Genomic DNA, 22,591 nt, shown 5'->3' on the forward strand with positions numbered 1-22,591 from the left:
TGGTGAGGCAGGCTTTTAAGAACGGCTCGAAAAAAGGATTTTTTTGAGTTAGTCAGATCGCGGCAAGATCGAGGGCCTCGGCGACGTGCCGTTCAGCTACGGACTATAGCCGATTGGCATCGAGCGAAACGACACTCAATATCGCCAGCTCGCTTTCAGCGTTCCACCATGGCTGTGAACCTGGCCGGAGAACAAGCCGTCATACTGCAGCCGGACGTCGAGTTTGTCACCGCCGAACAGTTGCACGCCCGCGGTCAGCCGCCCGAACGTGCTGCCGGTATCAAGGGTGGCGGTGGCGAGCCGGCTGCCGGACGGGGCTGCCGCTAGCTTGGCGTGACTATTCCAGTGATCCGTGCTGCTCAGACTCAACCCCATGCCGAGATACGGCCGGGCGACATAGCCGTCGCCCAAGGCGACGCGGCCGCCCACTTCAATGCCGGGTGTCAGCACGACTGCCCAGTCATCGCTGTGTTTGTAATCCAGATTCAGGGCCCCCGCTCCATTTTCTGAATATGACGGCATGCTGGTATAAATCACATCCAGATCCACCATGGGCCTGATGTAGGCGTTATCCAGTTTGTGGGTATATGCCACACGCAGGCGTTGTCCGAGCGCAAATACCTCGGGCGAACTCTTGGCCGTGGTATTCGTGCCGGGCAGCTGAATACGCCGCGAGCTGTCATAACTGCCGTAGCTGCCGCTCAATGTGCCTGCCACTGTCCATGGGCCGGACTCATACTTTAACGAGGCACCCAGAAAGCCCGTATCGCCACTCATGCGTTGGCGGTGGTCATCAGCGGTGATGTGGCCATTTTCATAGGCAGCCGACAGGCCGGCATACCACTGCGGCGCGATCTGATGCTGCATGCCAACCTGATACGTGACGCCGCTCGCGTCAAACGACGAGGTGCCATGACTACCGTCGACGCTTGTCTTGCGGGCAGCGATTTGTCCCCAGACGCATGAGGATTCACTGAGTTGCCGATCGGCGTTTTGGTAGTGTGGGCAACTGAGCAGGGAGCTTGCGAACCGCGCCATGTCCGCTTGTTTCAACGCAGCAGGCGCAGCGGCAATGCCAGGCGACAGGCTGGATAGCGCGTTGTTAAAGCTCGCGGGTCCTTGCGCGGCGGTTTGATCGAGCTTTGCATAGAGACTGGCGAGATCTTCGGTGCCGCCGCGTTCCCAGATGTCCTGCAGGTGAGAGCCGATTTCGCGTAAATTGCGTCCGGCACCGTAGGTCTGTGACAAGGTGTCGAAATGAGCCTCGCCCGCTGTCACCGTGCCGTGCCCGCCTGCGTACTGCGTATCAAAATCGAACAGCGGCGAGGTTCCCTGCAGCGTCGTGTTGGTAGGAATGTCGTTTGCTTTCAGGAACACGACCGGTCGGCCCGGCATCAGGCGGCTGCTGTTGACGTTGATCATGCCGTCGAGCTGTGCCGTGCCATCGACCTGCAAAAGATCTGCCTTCTGAGAGACAAAATCTGCCCCGATATGCAGCACGCCGCCAGAGTCCTGTGTGAAATCGCCGCTGATATGCGATGCCGCTGTGCCTTGCTTCAGACCCACCAGGTAGTCACCGTGGTTGATCACATGCCCGTTGATGTTGGCGGCCTTCAGTACCGTGCCGAAGTTTTCTATCGTCCCGAGCGCAACGCCTTGGTCGCTCAGACTCATCGAGCCGGCAACGTTCCCGTAGTTGGTGACAATCGTTGAGCCCGTTCCGGTTTGTTTGATGGTGGTGCCGGTCGACGACAGGCTGCCGCCGGAGTTGATGGTGACTTTGTTTGTCTGGGCAGTACCGTCAATCCAGACACCGCCGCCAGAGCCTGCGTTCACCGTGCCGTAGATCTCTACATCGACGGTCTTGCCATTGTCTACGGCACCATCGCTTTGCGCAAAAATGGCGTAGGCGTTGCTGCCCGTCGCAGTCAGGGAGCCTGATTGCAGGATCGTGACGTTGCCTGCGTAGCTGCCCGTGTATCCAGAGCTGGTGTGGTCATAGGCCGAACCCGCATAGCTGCCGCGGCTGTCGCCTGCCAAGCCGCCGCCATCCGCGATGGACTGCGCGATGATGCCGTAGGCACCGTCTCCAGTCGTTTGCAAAATGCCCGTATATTCGAGAATGATGTCGCCTGCCGAGGCGTTCGCGACAGGCGCCGATACGCGCGAAATGCCGTTCCATCCTGGGGAGATCGCGCCGTTTGCGGTGTAGCCGGCAATGCCGCCGCCACCGCCGATCGCTTGCAGCACAATGCCGTGAGAGCCTGTCCCGGTCGTCAGAATTTGACTTTGCCCGCCGGGCGTCACGTTGCCGACGTTTCCGCCTATCGTAATGTTGATGTCACCGCTGATGGCCGTCTGAAAATACGATGACGGTTGCTGGGCGAGGATGATTGCTTCGACATTGTCGGCACTGCCTGATGCGACGATGCCGCCGCCGCCGCCAATGGTCTGCGCGACCAGTCCAAAGGCGTGCTCACCGGTAGTTTGCACGTTCAGCCAGGAATAGATGCCGATGTTGCCGCCGTTTGTGGGCGCTGCAGAATTCTCCTCGTGTATGCCTCCGCCCCCTAGCAGGATGTCTAACCCGGTGTAGTTGCCATTCGCGCTGATGTCGCCAGAGGCGACACTCGCTGTACCGCCTCCGCCGCCGATGGACTGCAGCACGATGCCATGGGAATTGAATCCCCCTGTAGCGACCGAGAGCGCACTGAGTATCTCGCCATTCGACGTGATGTCGCCACCTGTGCCGCTGTTACCTGTGTCGCCCGTGATACCCAGCGCTACGCTCGGTATCTCACTATTCGAGTGCGTGGTGTGGGCCGACCCGTCCGTGCCTTGTCCTCCGCCACCGCCGATGGTTTGCGCCAACAGGCCGAAAGCGACATCGCCCTTGGTGACAATAGCGCCTTTGGACCAGGTGCCGTCGCCTTGGGTGTTGATGTTGATCGCGCCACCGTTGCCCGCGCTGCCTCCGGACCCGCCGACTCCCATGGTGACCTGTGCAGCGCCGCTGACACCCGACGCGGTGGAGGTGCCTCCGACACCACCGCCGCCGCCGATGGATTGCAGGACGAGGCCGTCTGCGTGGTCGCCCGTGGTGGCGGTGGTGCCTGCATAGTTGACGTTAACCGTGCCGCCGTCACCGCCGCCGCCGCCTTGGCCACCGACGGCCAGCGACATGGCATAGCTGCCGGTGCTGTCGTCGTCTTGCAGATCGGCGTTGTCCGGATCCGAACTGTAGCTAGTGGGTCCGCCCGAGGCATCGGCACCCGCCGATCCGCCCAGGCCGCCGCCACCGCCGATAGATTGCACCAGGATGCCGTCGGCGTCGCCGCCCGCGGTCGTGATCGTTCCGTCCGCGCTCAGCGTCATGGTGCCGCCAGTGCCCGCCGCCGCACCCGTTCCTCCGACGCCTACAGACACTGCGGCCTGAAAGCTGTCATCGGCGTCGTCATCGCCGCCACCGCTGATGTTGGCAGACAGGCTGACCGTGCCGCCCTGCGATGCTCCGCCGCCGCCTCCGATAGTTTGCAGCAGCAGGCCGCGCGAACCCGAGCCTTGTGTCTGTAATACCGCCCCTTGATTGAGCTGAGCGTTGACCGTGCCGCCATTTCCGCCGCTTCCGCCGGTGCCGCCGACGCCGATGGTCGCGGTGATGGTCTGGCCTGCGGCTTTACCACCGCTGTTGCTGCTTCCTATCCCCGCATTGCCCCCGCCCCCGCCAATGGATTGACCCATCATGGCGTTGGAGAAGTCATTGAATGTGTGAACGGATGAGCCCGCGTCTTGAGTGATGTTGATGCCGCCACCGCTACCGCCTTCTCCGCCGGCGCCGCCCAAGGCGACATCGACGTTGACGGCGAGGCTGGCAGCCGTCGTGGAAACGGTGGTGCTCATCGCGTGCGATGCGCCGCCCGTGCCACCGCCACCTCCAATGGATTGGGCCAATACGCCATGAGAGCCGATGCCGCCCGTGGTCAGATTGGCGCCATCGCCGAGCCCTATAGTGACCGACTCCCCGGAGCCTCCGGCACCACCTTGGCCGCCTATCGAGAGGCTGGTTGAAATGGCAAAAGGCGTCTCGGGGTCAGGCACAGCGAAAGTCAGGCTGTTGGCTTGCGCGCTGCCGCCGCTGCCACCGCCGCCACCGATAGACTGTGCCAGGATGCCGAATGAATCCGCGAGCGCCGTATTGGATGTACTTGATGCCGTGCTGACGGTCGTATCGGTGAGCGAAACTGCTACCGTGCCGCCGTCGCCGGCTTTGCCGCTATTGCCGCCCAGCGCCATGGCCGAGGTGAAACCGACGCCGGCCACGGCGTCATGCGCAGCACCGCCGTTGCCTCCACCGCCACCAATGGATTGCGCGGTGATGGCGGCTGCGGCTTGGCCTTGTGTGGCCACAGCGGCATTCGATGACGTCAAGCTTATCGCGCCACCGTTGCCCGCACTGCCGCCTGCACCACCGACTGCCAAGCTGCTTTCGGAAAGCACGGCTGTCTGTGAGGATGAACCGCCTGTGCCGCCGCCGCCGCCGATGGATTGCAGCAATATGCCCATGGCGCCGTCACCGGTGGTGGTGGCCGTGAAGTTATCGCCCGTGAACGTAACGGAGTCACCGTTACCGCCGCCGCTGCCACTGCCGCCCAGGGCAGGGACCGAAGTGCCGGCCGTCAGGCTGAATACGCTGCCCCCATTGCCGCCGCCGCCGCCGATAGATTGGGCGACAGCGCCATGAGCATAAAGGCCGGAAGTGATTATCGTGGCTCCATCGCTCAAACCTACTGTCACTTGACCGCCGTTGCCTCCCGCGCCGCCAGAACCGCCGATTGCGGACACGCCTTCGGCAGACCCGCCGTTGCCGCCACCGCCTCCGACGGATTGTGCCAATAAGCCGATCGCGGCCTCGCCAGCGGTCGTGATGGTACCGGAGAGTGAGGCATCGACGCTTCCAGCCGACGTGTCGCTAGCGCCGGCGGCGGTGCCGCCCACCGAGATCACACCAGAGGCTCCGCCGGCCGTACCGCCGCCACCGCCGATGGACTGCACCAAGGCGCCAATGGCGCCGTATCCTTGGGTGGCGACGGTGCCGCCGATTGTGGTATCAGCCGTTCCCCCCGCGCCGCCTGCGCCGCCATTACCCCCCAGCGCGATGACGCCCGTGCCGGTCGCCCCTGCGCCGCCGCTGCCGCCTATGGACTGTACCAATACACCATAGGCATATTGTCCTGAGGTCTGGAGTTTGCCGTTCGTCGTCACGCTGGAGGTCCCGGCCGTCCCGCCGGTGCCACCATTGCCCGAGCTGTCGCTGATCCATTGGCTCCAATAACCACCGGCTCCGCCACCACCCGCGATGGACTGTGTAACGATCGCGGCAGCGTAGTCTCCTGAGGTAGAGACAGACGAGGTCGCATCGATCGTGGCGACGGCTTCACCGCCATTGGCGCCGGCCCCGCCGGATTTGCTGCCGATGCCGCCCAGCCCGCCCATGCTTTGAGACAAGATGCCGTAGGCGTATGTGCCAGAGGTGGTAATCACGGAGTTGTTTGTCAATGCCGCGCTAGCCTGGCCGGCTTGGCCGCCATCGCCGCCGATGGTGTCCGATGGGGGTTCTTCCCCCGATTCTCCAAAGCCACCGCCGTCACCGCTGCGCGATCGCACCAGGACCCCTAAAACACTGTCCCCGCCAGTGGTTACGGCGGTGTTGGAGAGCGTAGCGGAAGCGCCTGCGGATGATCCTCCGTTGCCAGCGGTCGCGTCATCTGTTCCGTAGTCGCCGCCGTCGCCGCCTTCGGAAATCACCAGCACACCGGCACTGTCTTTGGTCGGCGCTTGATTTGCGACGACGGTGATTCGGGTGGTCGAGGCGCTCTGTCCTACGATTGCCTGGGCAACGTCTGCGATGCCGCCGTTGCCGCCATGGTCGTCGGTCCAGATGACTGTGCCGCCCGCGCCGCCCAGACTGGTCGCTACTACCCCAGCCACGCTCTGCGTTTGTTGGCCGGGGGCGGTGTTCCAATACACCGCCACATTGCCGGTCACCGTTGCGGATGCGGCATAGGAACCTGACGTGTTCGTGCCTGTACTGCCGCCATTACCGGTCGGATCGTTGTCAGAGTTGGGGCCTTTGGCGAAGCCCCCGCCTGCGCCGCCGATACTGGCAGCGGCGACTCCCCATGCGTTTCCTGCACCGTTCAGTGCAGCGCCGCTCGATCCTAATGTCACATTTCCGTTGCTGACGACGGTCGCGGCATTGGCGACACCGCCGTCGCCGCCGTAGTTGTCTAGTATTCCCGAATTCGCATCCGCGCCCGCTCCACCTTGAGCGCTGGCGTACATCCCGATGACGCCACCATTGAGCGTGTCTGACGATGACGCGGAAATCGTGATGTCCGCGCTACTGTTACCGGTCAGACTGGCAGAGGCGGCAGAGCCTCCGTTGCCTCCGTTGTCATTGTCACTTGGCGTGCTTCCGTCCCCGCCGATACTACTGGCCTGTGCACCGATGATCCTGGTAGTGGTTGAGGTCGGCGTCAACGAAATCGCACCGTTGTTCACAACGGTGACAACCAGCCCGGCGCCGCCATTGAGATCCGAGTCGTTGCCCGCCGTTCCCTGGCTGATCATTTTTATCCCGCTGACAGCCTCAGTGCCTTCGACGGAAATCGTGGCGGAACTGGTCAAATCAATACCGTCAGTCGTGGTCAGCGTGACAGGCGTCGAAACCGTGCCTTGGGCCGTACACTGAGAAATGCTATTGGCGACCGTGCAGTTTTGCGCAAATGCGTCCGATGGCGTGCAGGCCACCGTTGCGCATGATGCGAGCAACAGGGCACTACCGTGCCAACCCAACGCGCGATTGAGTCGCAGAGGAGAGAACAGGGCAGGGAGGCGTCCAGACGAAGATGCTGATGCGGGAGAAAGGCAATCAAGAGTGACTGTGATCGATACTGCAGACTTCGTCGTTTTTTTCATCAGAGTAGCCGTGTGTGACCGAGTAGCAATGCAGAGGAGCCTGGGCCGCGGCTACGCCAAATGAGGATTTCCCAATAGGGCGCCTCGGGCGGCGATAAGTCACCCGACTGCCAGAGAGGGTAGGAGGCGTTGATGCAGCGACGTCAGCAATCCTGTTCCCGTGCCACACCAATGACGACGATGGTCGAATCTGCAGGGGAAAAGGGGCCAGTTTTTGATCAGGCCGTGAGTTTAATTGTTATTTTTGAGGATAAAAAGAAGTAATTTAAAATAACAAGAGATGATGTCCGGCGCTCTCCGGACGATGATGCTGACATGCCCGACAGGATTACATGGCGACGAGGTCGCCACGAACACCACGCTGGCATATTTCGGCGTTGCGCTGAATGCAGCCGAAATAAATACCAAGCATCATAAAAAAAGGCGTGCAGCACTGGCTGGGGCCGGGTGACGGATGCCCGGACGCCCACTTGATCGCTGCGTCTAGTGCACGGGCAGTCTATTGCGCCAAGTCATATTGCCATTGCATCGGTTCATCATCCTCATACCAATCTCCTTTGCTCCAATACAGCTTGCTGCCCGTCGGCGAGAGGCCCATCACACCCAGATAGCCCGGAATCGCCAACTGATGCCAGGTTCGGCCGCCATCCCGAGTGTAGAAATGCGCATCTGTGTCGATCTCTGCGCGGTCTCTCGAGAACGGGATGAGTAACCGGGGCACGACTGTGTCACCCCATTCGCTCACCACCTGATAGTCCCCGTTATTCCAGAAATAGCGCGCCGACGTGCGATTTTCAGCCATCCAATCCGGCAGTACCGACGGCGTTTTCTGACGTTCGATCCATTCGCCGGTTTGGGTATCGAGCTTGGCCAGCCATTCTCCGTCTTTGTCGTGCAGGACGGCATAGGTGCGGCCATCGCGCGAAGTCGACAGATGGTCTACGCGCAAGTGCGGGTGGCGCGTGACATTGGTGATCTGCCATTCGCCTGAGGGATCGGGGCGCGAAAGCGTCGCCCGCGTCATCAGCATGGTTCGATGCTGGGTTTCGCCGACGGAATACCACATGAACTCTGACGCCCATGCATAAGCCTGGGTGTCGCTGACCTGAACGACAAAACGCTCTTGATCCATGTCCCGCCGCATCGAAAAATCGGCAGTGGGTTGCCCGGTCATTTCCTGCAGATAGGAGACCGGCGCAATCAAGGGCTCGGGGCTGTAGATGACGGTCGAGGTTTGCCCTTGATCCGATGAGTAGAACAAGGCCGTTGGCCTGGTTTCCTTGCCGTTGGCGTCGCGACGGGTAGGCGCAGGCTCTGGGCGGCCCCAGATCCCGGCGGGCTCGTCTTCGCTCGGCGGTTCTTTGCCCCAGGCCCAGACGTCCTGATCCGAGGAAAAGGTAGGCTTGATATTCCAGGCCAGCCCATCGACCTCGGTCATGAAGCCCGATTCCAGCCAGGTCCAGGTGGCGCCATGGTCTGTAGAGCGGAAGATGGCGGTTTGTTCTTTTTCGGGCAACGCAGGAGACGACGACCCGGGCCGGTCCATACCGGTGAACAGGAACAGGGTCTCGGACTTCGGTGATACCACCAGGCAAGTGACGTCAGGGACGGTGGCGACCATTTTGAATGTGCCGTCATCCTGCAGTAACGACAGGGTGGTCAACACGGCGCGAGAATCAAACAGGCTGAAAGGACGTTGAGAGGCTGCTTTGTCTTCACCCAGGATGAGTGCGCTCAGATCCGGGATACCCTTGGGGATGTAAGACGGGGAGCCCGTGGACGCTTCGTTTCGTCCAACCAGCCACGTCCCGTGCCGGGTTTCGACAACGCCTGTGCACCATTGCTCCATGGAGCGCCACCGCGCGTCGCCGAGTTTGCCGGTTACGGCCATGCCTGGCCTGCCTCCTGCAGTGCCCATGTTGGTACTTGCCAGGGTCCAGCCTATGTACAGTGGAATGCAGGCGCAAAGCATCAGGACGGCCAACACGCCTGTCCAGCGCCGTGGCGATTGACGAAATCTGCCGCTGGCCAGGCACAGCAATACCATCGCCGCCAGGTTGAGGACGATGGCGAGCGCCAGGCCGTTCTCGGGATTGCGGGTGAGCTCGCGCGGCAATGACTCGATGAATCCCGGGTTGAGCCACATCCAGCCCCATACCAGCGCCAATATCAGGAAACTGGTCAACAGATACGCGGCAACACCGGACAGCAGCGGCTTGATGACGAGTCCGAAAGTGCTCGGCCGGGCGATTGTCAGGCGGCGTACATAAATCGTCGCTGCCAACAGGCATATCAGGCTGGCAAATACGATCTGGCTCAGCGATAGCGGCAGGCTCAGTCCATTGAGCACATCCAGCGGCAACTGTATGTCCGACAGTTGAGCGGCCCATGGCCAGAGTCCGATGTAGGTGAGCAAAGCCAGCACAACATGCAGCCCCAGACATCCCAATAAAAAGGACACAAAGGCGATGCTTCTTTGCAGTGGTGCCGCCCGGTCGGCGAGATGATTGTCCTCTGCGAGAGTGGTGTGTGTTGTGTCGACGGGCTTTTTCGCGAACAGGAAATGCAGCCAGACGGGCACCCAGGCCCATAGGGGCATGGTGGCGTAGATGAGGGTGGTGATAGACCTGTTCGCCTGCAACAGGAGGGGAGGCATCAGCTCGAACCAGTCGCCTCCCTTGGCCTGCAGGGTTTGCAGTTCGTCGACCCAAAGGTGTTGGAAGTGTCCGAGTATTTGCAACCGGACAACATAGGACCATATCAGCGTGGCCAGGACCAAAACGATCCACCGAACATCGTTGCCTTGGCGCTGTGTTGTCCACGGACGCCGGTGGATGAGCCAGGCGCTGAACAGAAACACCAGCAGGCATTCGATCATCAAGACCGGCACTAACGTGAGGGCATACTGAAACCCGAGCGGAAGGTTCAGTATCTGCAGCGGCACGACCGGATAGAGGTGGCGCAGCCAGACGCTATGCGTTTGCACCAGCGACTGCACGGTCGCCTCGGGCAGCAGGTAAAAGACAAAGAACAGCAGCTCCGGCAGACCGCGTATCAGCAGATAAATCAGTGTGATTGTCAGCGCGTAGCGTTTGAACCGGGGGGAGTTGTCTCCAGACATATTCGGCTTGTTAGGTGTTGTCGACGACGCATTATTACCTACAAGCGCTTGGCGAATCGGGTGGGCTGTTCTTTGATCGAACGGCCGAACGAATCCTGCCGGAGCTTGCCCTTGTGATGGCGGCTCATGAGAGAGCCGCTATCACAAGGCGTCTGTGCTCACGCGTTCGCACAGGAGGGCGGAATTGCCCTTCGTGCGCGTTGCTTGCTCGAGATGGCCAGGGCTGCTCCTAATCCCATGGCGGCCAGCACAATCGCTGCGGCCGTTGCACCCAGCCAAACTAATCCATAGTGGTCGATGACGTAACCGCCCACGATCGCGCCAATGCCGATGCCGGTATTGGCTCCGGAAATGTTCAAGGAAGCGGCAAATGCCGGCGCATTGGGTGCGGACTTCATGACGCGCACATGGCATACCGTAAAGAGCGCTGCCTGGGCGACGCCCCAAAGGCCTAACGCGAGTGCGAGCAATCCGGGCGAACGCATCACGGGACCCAGCACGATCAGGCCAACGGTCATCAAGCCAGCAAACAGCAGCGTGGCACCGAGGGCGCTGCGGTCGGCCAATCTGCCGCCGACCAGATTGCCGATGAGCCCGATGCCGCCAAATGCCATCATGGTCCAGCCTACCCATTGACCGTTGAAGCCGGCCAGACGCTCCAGCATGTCGGCCAGATAGGTGTAGGCCGTAAACATGCCGGTGAAGATCATCAGTGACAGCAGGACGTGCCCGATGACGTGCGGATCGCGCAGAATGCTTAATTGCGTGCGCAGTTTGACTTGCTGCGTCTGCTGCGGCGGGCGAGGAAAGAAAGCCCACAACATCAATGCCTTGGCGAACGCTACGACGGCTAGCACGCCAAAAGCGGTGCGCCAGCCAAAGCCGTCGGAAATCAGTACGCCAATGGGAATGCCAAACACGGTGGCAGCGACGATGCCGAATCCCACCATGGAAATGGCTCGGCCCGCACGAGCGGGGCCGGCCAATTCGATAGCTGTCGCGCTGGCCAGCGACCAGAACACCGGCAAAGCCAGGGCCGGCACGAAACGCGCCAAAGCCATGATGCCGATGTTGGGGGCCACCGCGGCGACCGTATTGGATAGGCCAAACAGCACCAATGTCCCGATAAAAAGCCGCTTGCGATTCATGTTGCTCAACAGCGCGGTCAGAAACGGACCGGCGGCGGCAATCGTAAAGGCGAACAGCGTGACGAGCAGCCCGGCCAGGGACACCGTGACATTCAGATCGCGCGCGAGTGGAGGGAGCAATCCGACGATCAGAAACTCTGTCGTCAGAATGGTGAACCCCGCAGTGGAAAGCAACAAAATAGGTAGCAGCATGATTTGATATGTCGCGTTGGTGAGACGCGGCAGAAAAGGTGTCGGCAGGCTTGGGGACCGTGATCGCGTTTCCCTCCATTCAGGCATTACGTCGCACGCTGTTTGCCCGCCGGGAAAAAGCCAGCGGGGCGCAGCCGGATGCCTGTCTGAGAGCGTTCAGGGAATAGACCTACCGCCGCCTACGGTAAACATAGGCGACGGAGTCATCGCTAATGCAGGGATAACCCGTACTTTAATAGGACTTAATGAAGGGATAAAGACGAAAGGCTTGGCATGACTGTTTGTTTGGGACGAACAATCATGCAGACATCGACGTTGCCGCTACGGTGACTATGTCAGGGTAGCGGCTGATGTCAGCGCGCGTCGCGGGGCAGCAGGGGCTCAATGGCTTCCCAGAGATCGGCAGGGGTGTTGGCGGTGGCCTCGGCCGACCAACTGATGACGTTTTCGTCCTGCCCCAGGTAGCCGTAGGCTGCGGCGATGGCGGGCATGCCCGCCGCATGGGCCGCCTGGACGTCACGTAAATCATCACCCACATACACGCAGCGGTCAACCGCGTACCCGGCCTCCCGCGCGGCGTGCTGCAGCGGCAAGGGGTGAGGCTTGGAATGCGCCGTGGTGTCGCCGCATACCAGGACAGCGCTGTCCCGGGTCAGACCGAGAAACTCTACGATGGGCAGCGTCAGGTGGGTGACTTTGTTGGTGACAATGCCCCAGGCGTGCCCGCGTTCACGAATGCCATGGAGCAATTCGGCGATGCCTGGGAACAGCCGGCTGTGTACCGTAGAGTTGGATGCGTAATCTTCCAGAAACTGCAGCCGCGTGGATTCGTATTCAGGATGGTCGGGCAGCATGCTCAACGCGACACGCAACAATCCGCGAGCGCCTTGCGAGGCGACGGGACGCAGGGTTTCGTAGGGCAGGGCGTCCAGGCCGCGGCGAGTGCGTTGACGATTGGCGGCAGCGGCCAGATCGGGGGCCGTATCGGCCAGCGTGCCATCGAAATCAAACAGAATCAGTGCGCTCATTTGCGGGTGGCCATCAGATAATTCACAGAGGTGTCGCCCGACAGGCGGTATACCTTGGTAATGGGGTTGTATTCCATGCCGCGCATGCTGGTCGGCTCCAGGCCGGCTTGGCGGGCCGATGCCGCCAGTTCGCTGGGTTTGATGAACTGGTCGTGGCTATGGGTGCCGCGCGGCAGCAGGTTCAGGACGTATTCCGCCCCGAGGATGGCAAACAGGAAGGATTTCGCGTTGCGGTTCAGCGTCGAAAAAAACACCCAGCCGCCGGGTTTGACCAGGGCGGCGCAGGCGCGAACAACGGAGCCGGGGTCGGGCACGTGTTCCAGCATTTCCATGCACGTGACTACATCGTAGTGACCAGCTTGTTCGGCAGCCAGATCCTCGACTGGGACGGCGCGATAGTCGACTTTGATGCCGGATTCCAGGCCATGCAGGCGCGCGATCTTGAGCGAGCGTTCGGCGAGATCGATGCCGGTGACGGTGGCGCCTGTGGCGGCCATGCTCTCGGACAGAATGCCGCCGCCACATCCCACGTCCAATACTGTTTTTCCGGCCAGGCTGCCTGCGCATTCCTGGATCCAATCCAATCGCAGCGGATTGATGGCATGCAGGGGCTTGAACTCGCTTTCCGGATCCCACCAGCGCGCGGCCAAGGCGGCGAATTTGTCTAATTCGGTTTGGTCAGCGTTGACGCCGGGACGAGTCGAGGAGGCGGATTCAGTCATGAGCAGCAGGCAGTGCGGCGTGCCGTGACACGCCGGAATGAAAAAAGGGCCTCGCAAGCGAGGCCCCTCATTGTAACGGCTAGCGCATCAATTACTGATTGCGGCTGCCGACAATTTCAACTTCTACGCGACGGTTCTGGGCACGGCCTTCACGCGTCTTGTTCGAAGCGACGGGCTGCAGTTCGCCCTTGCCTTCGGTGTAGATGCGGTTCGGGTCGATGCCACGGCTAACCAAGTAAGCCTTGACCGAAGCAGCACGGCGCTCGGACAGACCTTGGTTGTACTTCTCGGTACCGATCGAGTCGGTGTGGCCGACAGCGATGATGGTCTCGAGATTGATGCCTTGTGCTTGCTGGGCAACTTGATCCAGCAACTGACGGCCTTCCGGCTTCAGGGTGGACTTGTCGAAGTCGAAGAACGTGTCAGCGTTGAACACGACCTTGGTGGCCGCAGGCACGGGCTTAGCGGGCGCTTGAGCGACCGGTACACCATCGCAGCCCGGGATGCCGGTGGCCGGCGTCCAGAATGCATCGCGCCAGCACAGTTCATTCGTGCCGTTCATCCACACGTCGCCGAACGGATTGCGCCAGTTGTCCACGGTTTGCGCGGAAGCAGCACCGGCAGCCGTAACGGCGGCGAAGGCGAGCGCCAGAGCGAATTTGGAGGGTTTGTTCATGTTTCTCCTCGTTGAGCTTGAAGCTGGATAAGTGACTCGCAGCGAATCCCCGCCGCATATCAGGAAACGGGGTCAGTATAGCAATGCTCGGAAAAGGTTCAAAGAATCGCTACTGAGTCTCCTGCGTGCTGGAAACAATCTTAAGGCATTTGATGATCTTTGGCTCCCCTGGAAGACGGCATTGGCACTCGATATGAGCTTTTATTTCTTATGGGGAGGTAGGGATGTTGGTTTTTGGCAACAAGGTGGCCCGTAAGGCCGTCGATGGGCGTGTGTCGGAGGCTCCGAATTAGGCTCAAGGGAGCTCGAGGGAATCGGATGATAGAATTTCCTGTTTACCCAGCCCGGGTTTCTCTTACTCGATTCAGTCGCTATATATATGGATTCCTTCGCCAAGGAGACGCTTCCGGTTTCGCTGGAAGAAGAGATGCGCCGCAGTTACCTTGATTACGCCATGAGCGTGATCGTGGGACGTGCGCTCCCAGATGTGCGCGACGGCCTCAAGCCCGTGCACCGACGCGTGCTCTACGCGATGCATGAACTCAACAACGATTGGAACCGCGCCTACAAAAAGTCCGCGCGTATCGTTGGTGACGTTATTGGTAAATATCACCCGCACGGTGACCAGTCGGTGTACGACACCATCGTGCGTATGGCGCAGGATTTTTCCATGCGCTATATGTTGGTCGACGGACAAGGTAACTTCGGCTCGATCGACGGCGACAGTGCCGCGGCCATGCGTTACACCGAAGTCCGTCTGGCCAAGATCGCCCACGAGTTGCTGGCCGACATCGACCAGGAAACGGTGGATTTCGGCCCCAACTACGACGGCAGCGAACAAGAACCGCTGTTGTTGCCTTCGCGCCTGCCCAACCTGCTGGTCAACGGCAGCTCGGGGATCGCGGTGGGGATGGCCACCAATATTCCGCCGCACAACCTGCAAGAGGTGGTCGACGGCTGCTTGTATTGCCTGCGCAATCCAGGATGCTCGATCGACGAGTTGATCGAAATCATTCCCGCGCCCGACTTCCCGACCGGCGGCATCATCTACGGCATGGCAGGGGTCCGCGAGGGCTATCGCACGGGCCGTGGCCGCGTGGTCATGCGCGCGAAGACGCACTTCGAGGACATGGAAAAGGGCAATCGCCAGGCCATTGTGGTCGACGCCATTCCCTACCAGGTCAACAAAAAGACGTTGCAAGAGCGTATCGCCGAGCTCGTCAACGAGAAAAAGATCGAGGGTATTTCCGATATCCGTGATGAGTCTGACAAAGACGGTATGCGTCTGGTCATCGAGCTCAAGCGCGGCGAGGTGCCCGAGGTCATTCTCAACAATCTGTACAAGAACACGCAGTTGCAGGACACCTTCGGGATGAACCTGGTGGCGCTGGTCGATGGCCAGCCCCGACTGCTCAATCTGAAACAGTTGATCAGCTATTTCCTGCAGCATCGTCGCGAAGTGGTGACACGCCGTACCGTGTTCCAACTGCGCAAGGCCCGCGAACGCGGCCACGTGCTCGAGGGTCTGGCGGTCGCGCTGGCCAATATCGATGACTTCATTGCCATCATCAAGGCCGCCCCGACCCCGCCGGTCGCGCGTCAGGAACTGATGTCGCGTTCGTGGGATTCGTCTCTGGTGCGCGAGATGCTGTCGCGCGCGGATCTCGATGCGGCGGGTGGCCGGGCGGCATTCCGTCCCGATGATTTGCACGAAAGCTTCGGTTTGCAAGGCGATGGTCTGTATCGCTTGAGCGACACGCAGGCTCAGGAAATCCTGAACATGCGTCTGCAACGCTTGACCGGCCTGGAGCAGGACAAGATCGTCGGCGAATACAAGGACGTCATGGCGACGATCGCCGATTTGTTGGATATCCTGGCCAAGCCCGAGCGTATTACCACCATCATCAGTGAGGAACTCCAAGCCATCAAGGCCGAGTTCTCGACCGGCGCCAAGGACACGCGCCGCTCGGATATCGAAATGAATGCGACCGAGCTCGATACCGAGGACCTGATTACGCCCACTGACATGGTGGTGACGTTGTCGCATGCCGGCTATATCAAGAGCCAGCCTCTGTCCGAGTACCGTTCGCAAAAACGCGGCGGGCGCGGCAAGCAGGCGACGGCGATGAAGGAGAATGACTGGATCGACCAGCTCTTCATTGCCAATACGCACGATTATCTGTTGTGCTTCTCTGATCGCGGCCGGGTGTACTGGCTCAAGGTCTGGGAGGTCCCGCAAGGCACGCGCAACTCGCGCGGCAAGCCTATCGTCAATATGTTCCCCTTGGTCGACGGCGAAAAGATCACCGTTGTACTGCCCGTGAAGGAATTCAGCGAAGACCGGTTCGTCTTCATGGCCACCTCGCGCGGTACGGTCAAGAAAACGCCATTGTCGGATTTCTCCAATCCGCGCAAGGCGGGCATCATTGCCGTGGGCCTGGACGAAGGCGATTACCTGATCGGCGCTGATCTGACGGACGGCAAGCATGATGTCATGTTGTTCTCGGATGCCGGCAAGGCTGTGCGTTTCGACGAAAACGATGTGCGACCGATGGGCCGTAATGCACGTGGTGTGCGAGGCATGACGCTCGAAGACAGCCAGACGGTGATTGCGCTGCTGGTCGCCGGTGACGAGTCGCAAAGCGTGCTGACCGCCACCGAAAATGGCTACGGCAAACGCACCTCGATTACCGAGTACACCCGCCATGGCCGCGGCACCAAGGGCATGATCGCCATCCAGACCTCGTCGCGTAATGGCAAGGTCGTCGGTGCCGTGCTGGTCATGCCGTCTGACGAAATCATGTTGATTACGACGGGCGGAGTGCTGGTGCGTACTCGCGTCGGCGAGATCCGCGAGATGGGCCGTGCGACGCAGGGCGTCACGTTGATCAGTGTCGATGACGGCAGCAGCCTGTCGGGCGTGCGTCGCGTGGTCGAAAGCGATGCGGACGACGTCGATGGCGAAGACTCCGAGGCGCCGGACGCTGATGGCGACAACGATGTTTCGTCCGAACCGACTGAACCTACGGAGCAATGATGGCTCGTCCCTGGAACTTTTCGGCGGGCCCGTCGGCTCTGCCTGAAGTGGTATTGCAGCAGGTCGCTGCCGAAATGCTGGATTGGAACGGCAGCGGCATGTCCGTGATGGAAATGAGCCACCGCGGCAAGCATTTCGTGCAGATCTGCGACACCGCGGAATCCGATTTGCGCGAACTGCTGGGCGTGCCGGCGGACTACGCCGTGATGTTCATGCAGGGCGGCGGTCTGGGCGAGAACGCGATCGTACCCATGAACTTGATCGGCCGCCGTGGCTATGCTGCCGCGGACTTTGTGCTGACCGGCCATTGGTCTACCCGTTCCCATAAAGAGGCCGGGCGTTACGGCGATGTGCAGATTGCTGCGACCAGCGGCGTCGCGACGCAGATCGACGGACGCGAGCAGGCGTCCTGGACCTGGGTGCCTCCTGTGCAAACATGGAACGTTCGCCCTGAGGCTGCTTATCTGCATCTGTGCAGCAACGAAACCATTCATGGCGTTGAGTTCCTGGATTGGCCGGACATGGCTGCGCTGGGGGCGCCGGACGTGCCCTTGGTCGTTGATGCCTCGTCGCACTTTCTGTCGCGTCCGCTGGACGTGACGCGTACCGGCCTGATGTTTGCCGGCGCACAGAAAAACGCCGGCCCCGCCGGTGTCACCATGGTGTTGGCGCGCCGCGACTTGATTGGCAAGTCCCTGCCGATTTGTCCGTCGGCGTTTGATTACGCCAATGTGGCGGCAGAGCATTCCCGTTACAACACACCGCCTGCTTTTGCGATTTATGTCGCTGGCCTCGTATTCAAGTGGATCAAGGCCCAGGGCGGCGTAGCCGCCATCGAGGCGGCCAACCGCGCCAAGGCAGAACTGCTGTATGGCTATCTGGACGGCACGTCGTTTTACCGCAACCCGGTTCATACGCCGGTGCGTTCGCGCATGAATGTGCCGTTCGTGTTGCGTGACGAATCGTTGAATGATGCCTTCTTGCAAGGTGCGGACGCCGCCGGGCTGATGCAACTCAAGGGTCACAAGAGCGTGGGCGGCATGCGCGCCTCTATTTACAACGCGATGCCGCTTGAGGGCGTACAAGCGTTGGTGGATTACTTGAAAGAGTTCGAGCGCCGTTATGGATGATTCACTGCAGGCCCAGCTCAAGCCATTGCGCGAGCGTATTGATTCGATCGATGCCCAGATCCTCGAACTGCTGTCGCAGCGCGCTCGTGCGGCGCTGGACGTAGGCGAGGTCAAGCATGCGGCGTCGGCTGACGGCCCCGTGCTGCGCCCGGAGCGCGAGGCCGAGGTCATTCGCCGTTTGCAGCAGCTCAACCGCGGCCCCTTTCCCCGTGATGCCGTGGCATCGGTGTGGACGGAAATCATTTCGGCCTGCCGTGGTCTGGAACGCGGCATGACGGTGGCTTATCTGGGGCCGCGTGGCTCGTTTTCCGAGCAGGCTGCGTTCGAGCATTTTGGCCGTTCGGTGCAGCCCCTGCCGTGTCCGTCTTTCGACGAAGTCTTCCGTGTGGTCGAGGCGGGCCAGGCGGATGTGGGCATGGTGCCAGTGGAAAACTCCACAGAAGGCGCGGTCAATCGCAGCCTGGATTTGCTGCTGAGCACCTCGCTGAAGATCCTGGGCGAGCGTTCCCTGGATATCCGTCATTGCTTGATGACGCAGTCGGGCACCATGGAAGGCATCACCGCCGTCGCCGCGCATCCACAAGCCCTGGCCCAGTGCCAGGGATGGCTGAGCCGCAATTATCCGGGCCTGGAGCGTGTCGCCGAGTCGAGTAATTCCGAGGCGGCGCGTGTGGCCGGCAGCAATCCCGCGATTGCGGCGATTGCCGGCGAAACGGCAGCCCCTGCGTGGAATCTGCAAATCGTGGAGGCCGGTATTCAGGATGATCCGAATAACCGTACTCGCTTTCTGGCCGTGGGTGATATGCAGCCGCTGCCCAGTGGAAAGGATAAAACCAGCCTGATTCTGGCTGTGCCAAATCGCGCCGGGGCGGTCTATGACATGCTGGCGCCGATGGCGGCCAATGGCGTGTCGATGACGCGTTTCGAATCGCGTCCCGCCCGCACGGGCCAGTGGGAATATTATTTTTACGTTGATGTGCTGGGCCATCGTGATGATCCGCAAGTGGCGCGCGCATTGGCAGATTTGCAGTCGCAGGTGGCGTTCCTCAAAGTCTTGGGGTCGTATCCGGCGCAGTGATTGACAGGGCTGGGTGTGTTCGCCCGGCCTGTGGCGATTTTCCTGTCATTACCCATCATTGATTTTGCCGCAGTGCCGTTGCGGCTCCGCAGTCACTTTCTTAGCTCTCGCGCATACTCATGACTACCGCAAACAAGTCGTTGACCGCTCCTGCTCACGTCAGCGCTATCGCACCCTACCAGGCGGGCAAACCCATCGAAGAACTCGCCCGCGAGTTCGGTCTGGATCCGGCGACCATCATCAAGTTGGCGTCGAATGAAAACCCGCTGGGTATGCCGGCATCGGCACGTGAGGCACTGGTTGCCGCGGCCAACTCCCTGGCACGCTATCCGGATCCCAATGGCTTTGACCTGAAGGCGGCGTTGGCCAAGCGCTATGGCGTTCCCGCGAGCTGGATCACGCTTGGCAACGGCTCGAACGACATTCTGGAGATTGCCGCGTTGGCACTGCTGGAATCCGGGACGTCGTCGGTCTACGCTCAGCATGCCTTTACGGTGTACCGCTTGGCCACGCAGGCCCGTGGCGCGCGGCATATTCAGGTCCCGGCGCGTGATTACGGTCATGATCTGGGCGCCATGTTTGCAGCGATCGAGGATGACACTCGTCTGGTGTTCATCGCCAACCCCAACAATCCCACGGGGACCTTTGTGCCCGGCGCGGAGATTGCGGCCTTCCTGGAGCGCGTGCATGCGGCTCATGGCGATCGTGTGACAGTGGTGCTGGACGAGGCTTACAACGAATACCTGGATCCCGAACTCCGTTTCGACAGCGTGGCGTTAGTTCGCCAATATCCCAATTTGATTGTGTCCCGCACGTTCTCCAAAGCCTACGGTTTGGCGGGCTTGCGCGTGGGCTTTGCCGTTGCACAACCGGTCTTGACCGATTTGCTGAACCGCGTCCGTCAGCCGTTTAACGTCAATACGCTGGCCCAGGCGGCTGCGATTGCAGCGCTGGCCGACAAAGACTATCTAGAGCGTTCTTATGCCTTGAACAAGGCAGGCAAGCAGCAGTTGAGTGAGGCCTTTGATGGTCTGTCGCTGCGTTATGTGCCCAGCTATGGCAATTTTGTGTTGGTCCACGTGGGCGATGCCGCGCGTGTCAATCTCGAGTTGCTCAAGCGCGGTGTGATTGTGCGCCCGGTCGCGGGCGACGGTTTGCCCGAATGGCTACGCGTTACGGTCGGCCTGCCTGAGGAAAACCAGCGTTTCATCACTGCATTGACGGAAATTTTGGCGGCATGACACGCGAAACTTCTGCGTCCGTTGCACAGGGGGCCGATGGCCCCCTGATTCCTGTGCTGGCCGTCGTCGGTGTCGGGTTGATCGGTGGTTCGACCGCGCTCGCACTGCGCCGTGCCGGACGGGTGGGCCAGGTGCTGGGGGTAGGGCGCAATGCGCAATCGCTGGCGCAGGCGCAGGCGTTGGGACTGATTGATGCGGTGGCGACACCGGAACAGGCGGCAGCGCAGGCCGATGTCATTTTGTTGTCGACGCCGGTAGGCGGCCTGGCCAAGATGCTGGCGCAGTTGCGTCTGCATTTGCGCTCGGATACCGTGTTGACAGATGCCGGCAGCACCAAAGTCGAAGTCGTGCAGGCAGCGCGCGCGGCGTTGGGCGATCGTATCGGTCAGTTTGTTCCTGGCCATCCGATTGCCGGCGCAGAGCGCAGCGGCCCCTCGGCAGCGGATGCGGGGTTATACCGGGATCGCACCGTGATTTTGACGCCCGTGCCAGAAAATGCGCCGGCGGCGGTCGCACACGTGCGTGACTTGTGGCGCGCGTGCGGCGCACGCGTGATCGAGATGGACGCCGAATCGCATGATCGGGTGCTGGGGTCGGTCAGCCATATGCCGCATTTGTTGGCGGCTGCATATATGGCGCAGGTTGCCAACGCTGATGACGCCGCGCTGCGGTTGTCCCTGGCAGGGTCGGGTTTTCGTGATTTCACGCGTATTGCCGCGGGTTCGCCTGAGATGTGGCGCGACATTTTTCTCTCTAATCGTGACGCGTTGCATACCGAGTTGAAGGCCGTCCGCGAGGTGTTGGATCAGATGGAGCGCGCCATGGCAGACGGCGACGGTGCGGCTCTCGAGGAAATGCTGTTGCAGGCCGCTCAGGCGCGCCGCAATTGGCGCAAGGAGTAGTTCATGGCCGGACCGTCATTTCTTGATTTGCCCCGCGCGCGGCAGGCGCGCGGCCAACTGGCCTTGCCAGGCTCTAAAAGTATTTCCAATCGTGTGCTGCTGCTGGCGGCATTGGCCGCCGGGCGCACGGATATCTCGGGTTTGCTGGACTCGGACGATACGCGCGTGATGTTGAATGCATTGCGACAGCTGGGGGTTGAGGTCACGGATACCGGGTCGGGCAGCGTGACCGTTGCCGGCGCGGGCCGTTTTCCGGTGAAGCAGGCGGATTTGTTCCTGGGCAATGCGGGCACTGCGTTTCGCCCGCTGACCGCGGCGTTGGCCTTGATGGGCGGGCAGTATCGCTTGTCGGGAGTGCCGCGTATGCACGAGCGGCCCATTGGTGATCTGGTCGATGCGTTGCGGCAATGGGGAGCCGAGATCAATTATGCAGGCCAGGAGGGATATCCCCCCTTGGAAATCGGCGCTGGCGCGATCCGTGCCGGGGCCCCTGCCAGCGTACAGGGCGCTGTGTCCAGCCAGTTTCTGACGGCGTTGCTCCTGGCCGCGCCGGTGCTGGCTCAGGAGAGTGATCAACCGGTGGTCATCGAGGTGATCGGCGAGCTGATTTCCAAGCCTTATATTGAAATCACGTTGAACCTGATGGCGCGTTATGGCGTGCAGGTGCGTCGCGACGGCTGGCAACAATTCGCGATCGACGCCGGTGCGGCCTATCGCAGCCCGGGGGCGATTGCCGTTGAGGGCGATGCCTCGTCTGCATCGTATTTCCTGGCCCTGGGAGCGATCGGCGGCGGCCCGCTGCGGGTGACAGGGGTGGGCGCCAACAGCATCCAGGGGGATGTCGCCTTTGCGCAGACTCTGGCAGAAATGGGCGCGCACATTGAGTATGGGCCCGATTGGATCGAGTCGCGTGGCATTCGTGTGGATCGAGGCGAGCGGCTGAAAGCCTTTGATACCGATTTCAATTTGATCCCGGATGCCGCCATGACGGCGGCCGCCCTGGCATTGTTTGCCGATGGGCCGTGCCGGCTGCGTAATATTGGCAGTTGGCGGGTCAAGGAAACCGACCGTATTCATGCCATGCATACGGAATTGACCAAGTTGGGCGCTGTGGTCAGCTCGGGGCCGGACTGGCTCCAGGTAACGCCTCCCACCGAGAATGGATGGCGGGATGCGCATATCGGCACCTGGGACGATCACCGTATGGCGATGTGTTTTTCGTTGGCCGCTTTTGGGCCGGCCGCGGTGCGCATTCTGGATCCTGGCTGCGTGAGCAAGACCTTCCCCGATTATTTTGATGTGTATGCCGGGCTGGTGTCCGGTGACGGTGCGAATTGA

The 22,591-nt window shown here is 61.0% G+C and carries 13 protein-coding genes; 7 read left to right on the top strand and 6 right to left on the bottom strand.

Annotated features, from left to right (window positions below; all coding sequences use genetic code 11):
- Positions 1 to 135: 135 nt before the first annotated feature.
- Complete coding sequence (locus ACYVIT_RS06890; protein WP_415806363.1) at positions 136 to 6,831, bottom strand: hypothetical protein; 6,696 nt, start codon at positions 6,829 to 6,831, stop codon at positions 136 to 138.
- Between the two features lie 279 nt (positions 6,832 to 7,110).
- On the opposite strand from ACYVIT_RS06890, the gene ACYVIT_RS06895 reads away from it, so the two are divergent.
- Positions 7,111 to 7,242, top strand: a complete 132-nt coding sequence (locus ACYVIT_RS06895; RefSeq protein ID WP_415806364.1) for a hypothetical protein — start codon at positions 7,111 to 7,113, stop codon at positions 7,240 to 7,242.
- 235 nt (positions 7,243 to 7,477) lie between these two features.
- Here the strand turns inward: ACYVIT_RS06895 and ACYVIT_RS06900 are convergent, their stop codons facing one another.
- From ACYVIT_RS06900 to ompA, 5 genes are all read right to left on the bottom strand, one after another.
- Positions 7,478 to 10,099, bottom strand: a complete 2,622-nt coding sequence (locus tag ACYVIT_RS06900; protein WP_415806365.1) for a hypothetical protein — start codon at positions 10,097 to 10,099, stop codon at positions 7,478 to 7,480.
- A 158-nt stretch (positions 10,100 to 10,257) separates the two neighbouring features.
- A complete protein-coding gene (locus tag ACYVIT_RS06905; protein ID WP_415806366.1) occupies positions 10,258 to 11,439 on the bottom strand; it encodes an MFS transporter in 1,182 nt (393 codons plus the stop codon).
- A gap of 353 nt (positions 11,440 to 11,792) precedes the next feature.
- Positions 11,793 to 12,467, bottom strand: a complete 675-nt coding sequence (locus ACYVIT_RS06910; protein ID WP_415806367.1) for an HAD-IA family hydrolase — start codon at positions 12,465 to 12,467, stop codon at positions 11,793 to 11,795.
- Positions 12,464 to 13,189, bottom strand: a complete 726-nt coding sequence (ubiG, locus tag ACYVIT_RS06915) for a bifunctional 2-polyprenyl-6-hydroxyphenol methylase/3-demethylubiquinol 3-O-methyltransferase UbiG (protein WP_415806368.1) — start codon at positions 13,187 to 13,189, stop codon at positions 12,464 to 12,466. The genes ACYVIT_RS06910 and ubiG overlap by 4 nt, the downstream gene beginning before the upstream one ends.
- A 91-nt stretch (positions 13,190 to 13,280) precedes the next feature.
- The gene (gene ompA / locus ACYVIT_RS06920) at positions 13,281 to 13,865 is read right to left on the bottom strand and encodes an outer membrane protein OmpA (RefSeq protein WP_094820395.1); all 585 of its coding nucleotides are present in this window, start codon (positions 13,863 to 13,865) and stop codon (positions 13,281 to 13,283) included.
- Positions 13,866 to 14,244: 379 nt separating this feature from the next.
- Here ompA and gyrA point away from each other — a divergent pair, with 379 nt between their 5' ends.
- The 6 genes from gyrA (at position 14,245) to aroA (ending at position 22,591) form a co-directional block, all read left to right on the top strand.
- Positions 14,245 to 16,902, top strand: a complete 2,658-nt coding sequence (gene gyrA, locus ACYVIT_RS06925) for a DNA gyrase subunit A (protein WP_415806369.1) — start codon at positions 14,245 to 14,247, stop codon at positions 16,900 to 16,902.
- Complete coding sequence (gene serC / locus ACYVIT_RS06930; protein ID WP_415806370.1) at positions 16,899 to 18,032, top strand: 3-phosphoserine/phosphohydroxythreonine transaminase; 1,134 nt, start codon at positions 16,899 to 16,901, stop codon at positions 18,030 to 18,032. Before gyrA ends, serC begins: the two co-directional genes overlap by 4 nt.
- Positions 18,025 to 19,110 carry a prephenate dehydratase gene (gene pheA / locus ACYVIT_RS06935; RefSeq protein WP_415806371.1) on the top strand — a complete coding sequence of 362 codons (1,086 nt, stop codon included), beginning with the start codon at positions 18,025 to 18,027 and terminating at the stop codon, positions 19,108 to 19,110. Before serC ends, pheA begins: the two co-directional genes overlap by 8 nt.
- A 119-nt stretch (positions 19,111 to 19,229) precedes the next feature.
- On the top strand, positions 19,230 to 20,351 hold the full coding sequence (gene hisC, locus ACYVIT_RS06940; RefSeq protein ID WP_415806372.1) for a histidinol-phosphate transaminase: 1,122 nt from the start codon (positions 19,230 to 19,232) through the stop codon (positions 20,349 to 20,351).
- Complete coding sequence (locus ACYVIT_RS06945; protein ID WP_415806373.1) at positions 20,348 to 21,253, top strand: prephenate dehydrogenase; 906 nt, start codon at positions 20,348 to 20,350, stop codon at positions 21,251 to 21,253. Before hisC ends, ACYVIT_RS06945 begins: the two co-directional genes overlap by 4 nt.
- Positions 21,254 to 21,256: 3 nt before the next feature.
- Positions 21,257 to 22,591 carry a 3-phosphoshikimate 1-carboxyvinyltransferase gene (gene aroA / locus ACYVIT_RS06950; protein WP_415806374.1) on the top strand — a complete coding sequence of 445 codons (1,335 nt, stop codon included), beginning with the start codon at positions 21,257 to 21,259 and terminating at the stop codon, positions 22,589 to 22,591.

The sequence above is a fragment of the Bordetella muralis genome (assembly GCF_054781015.1).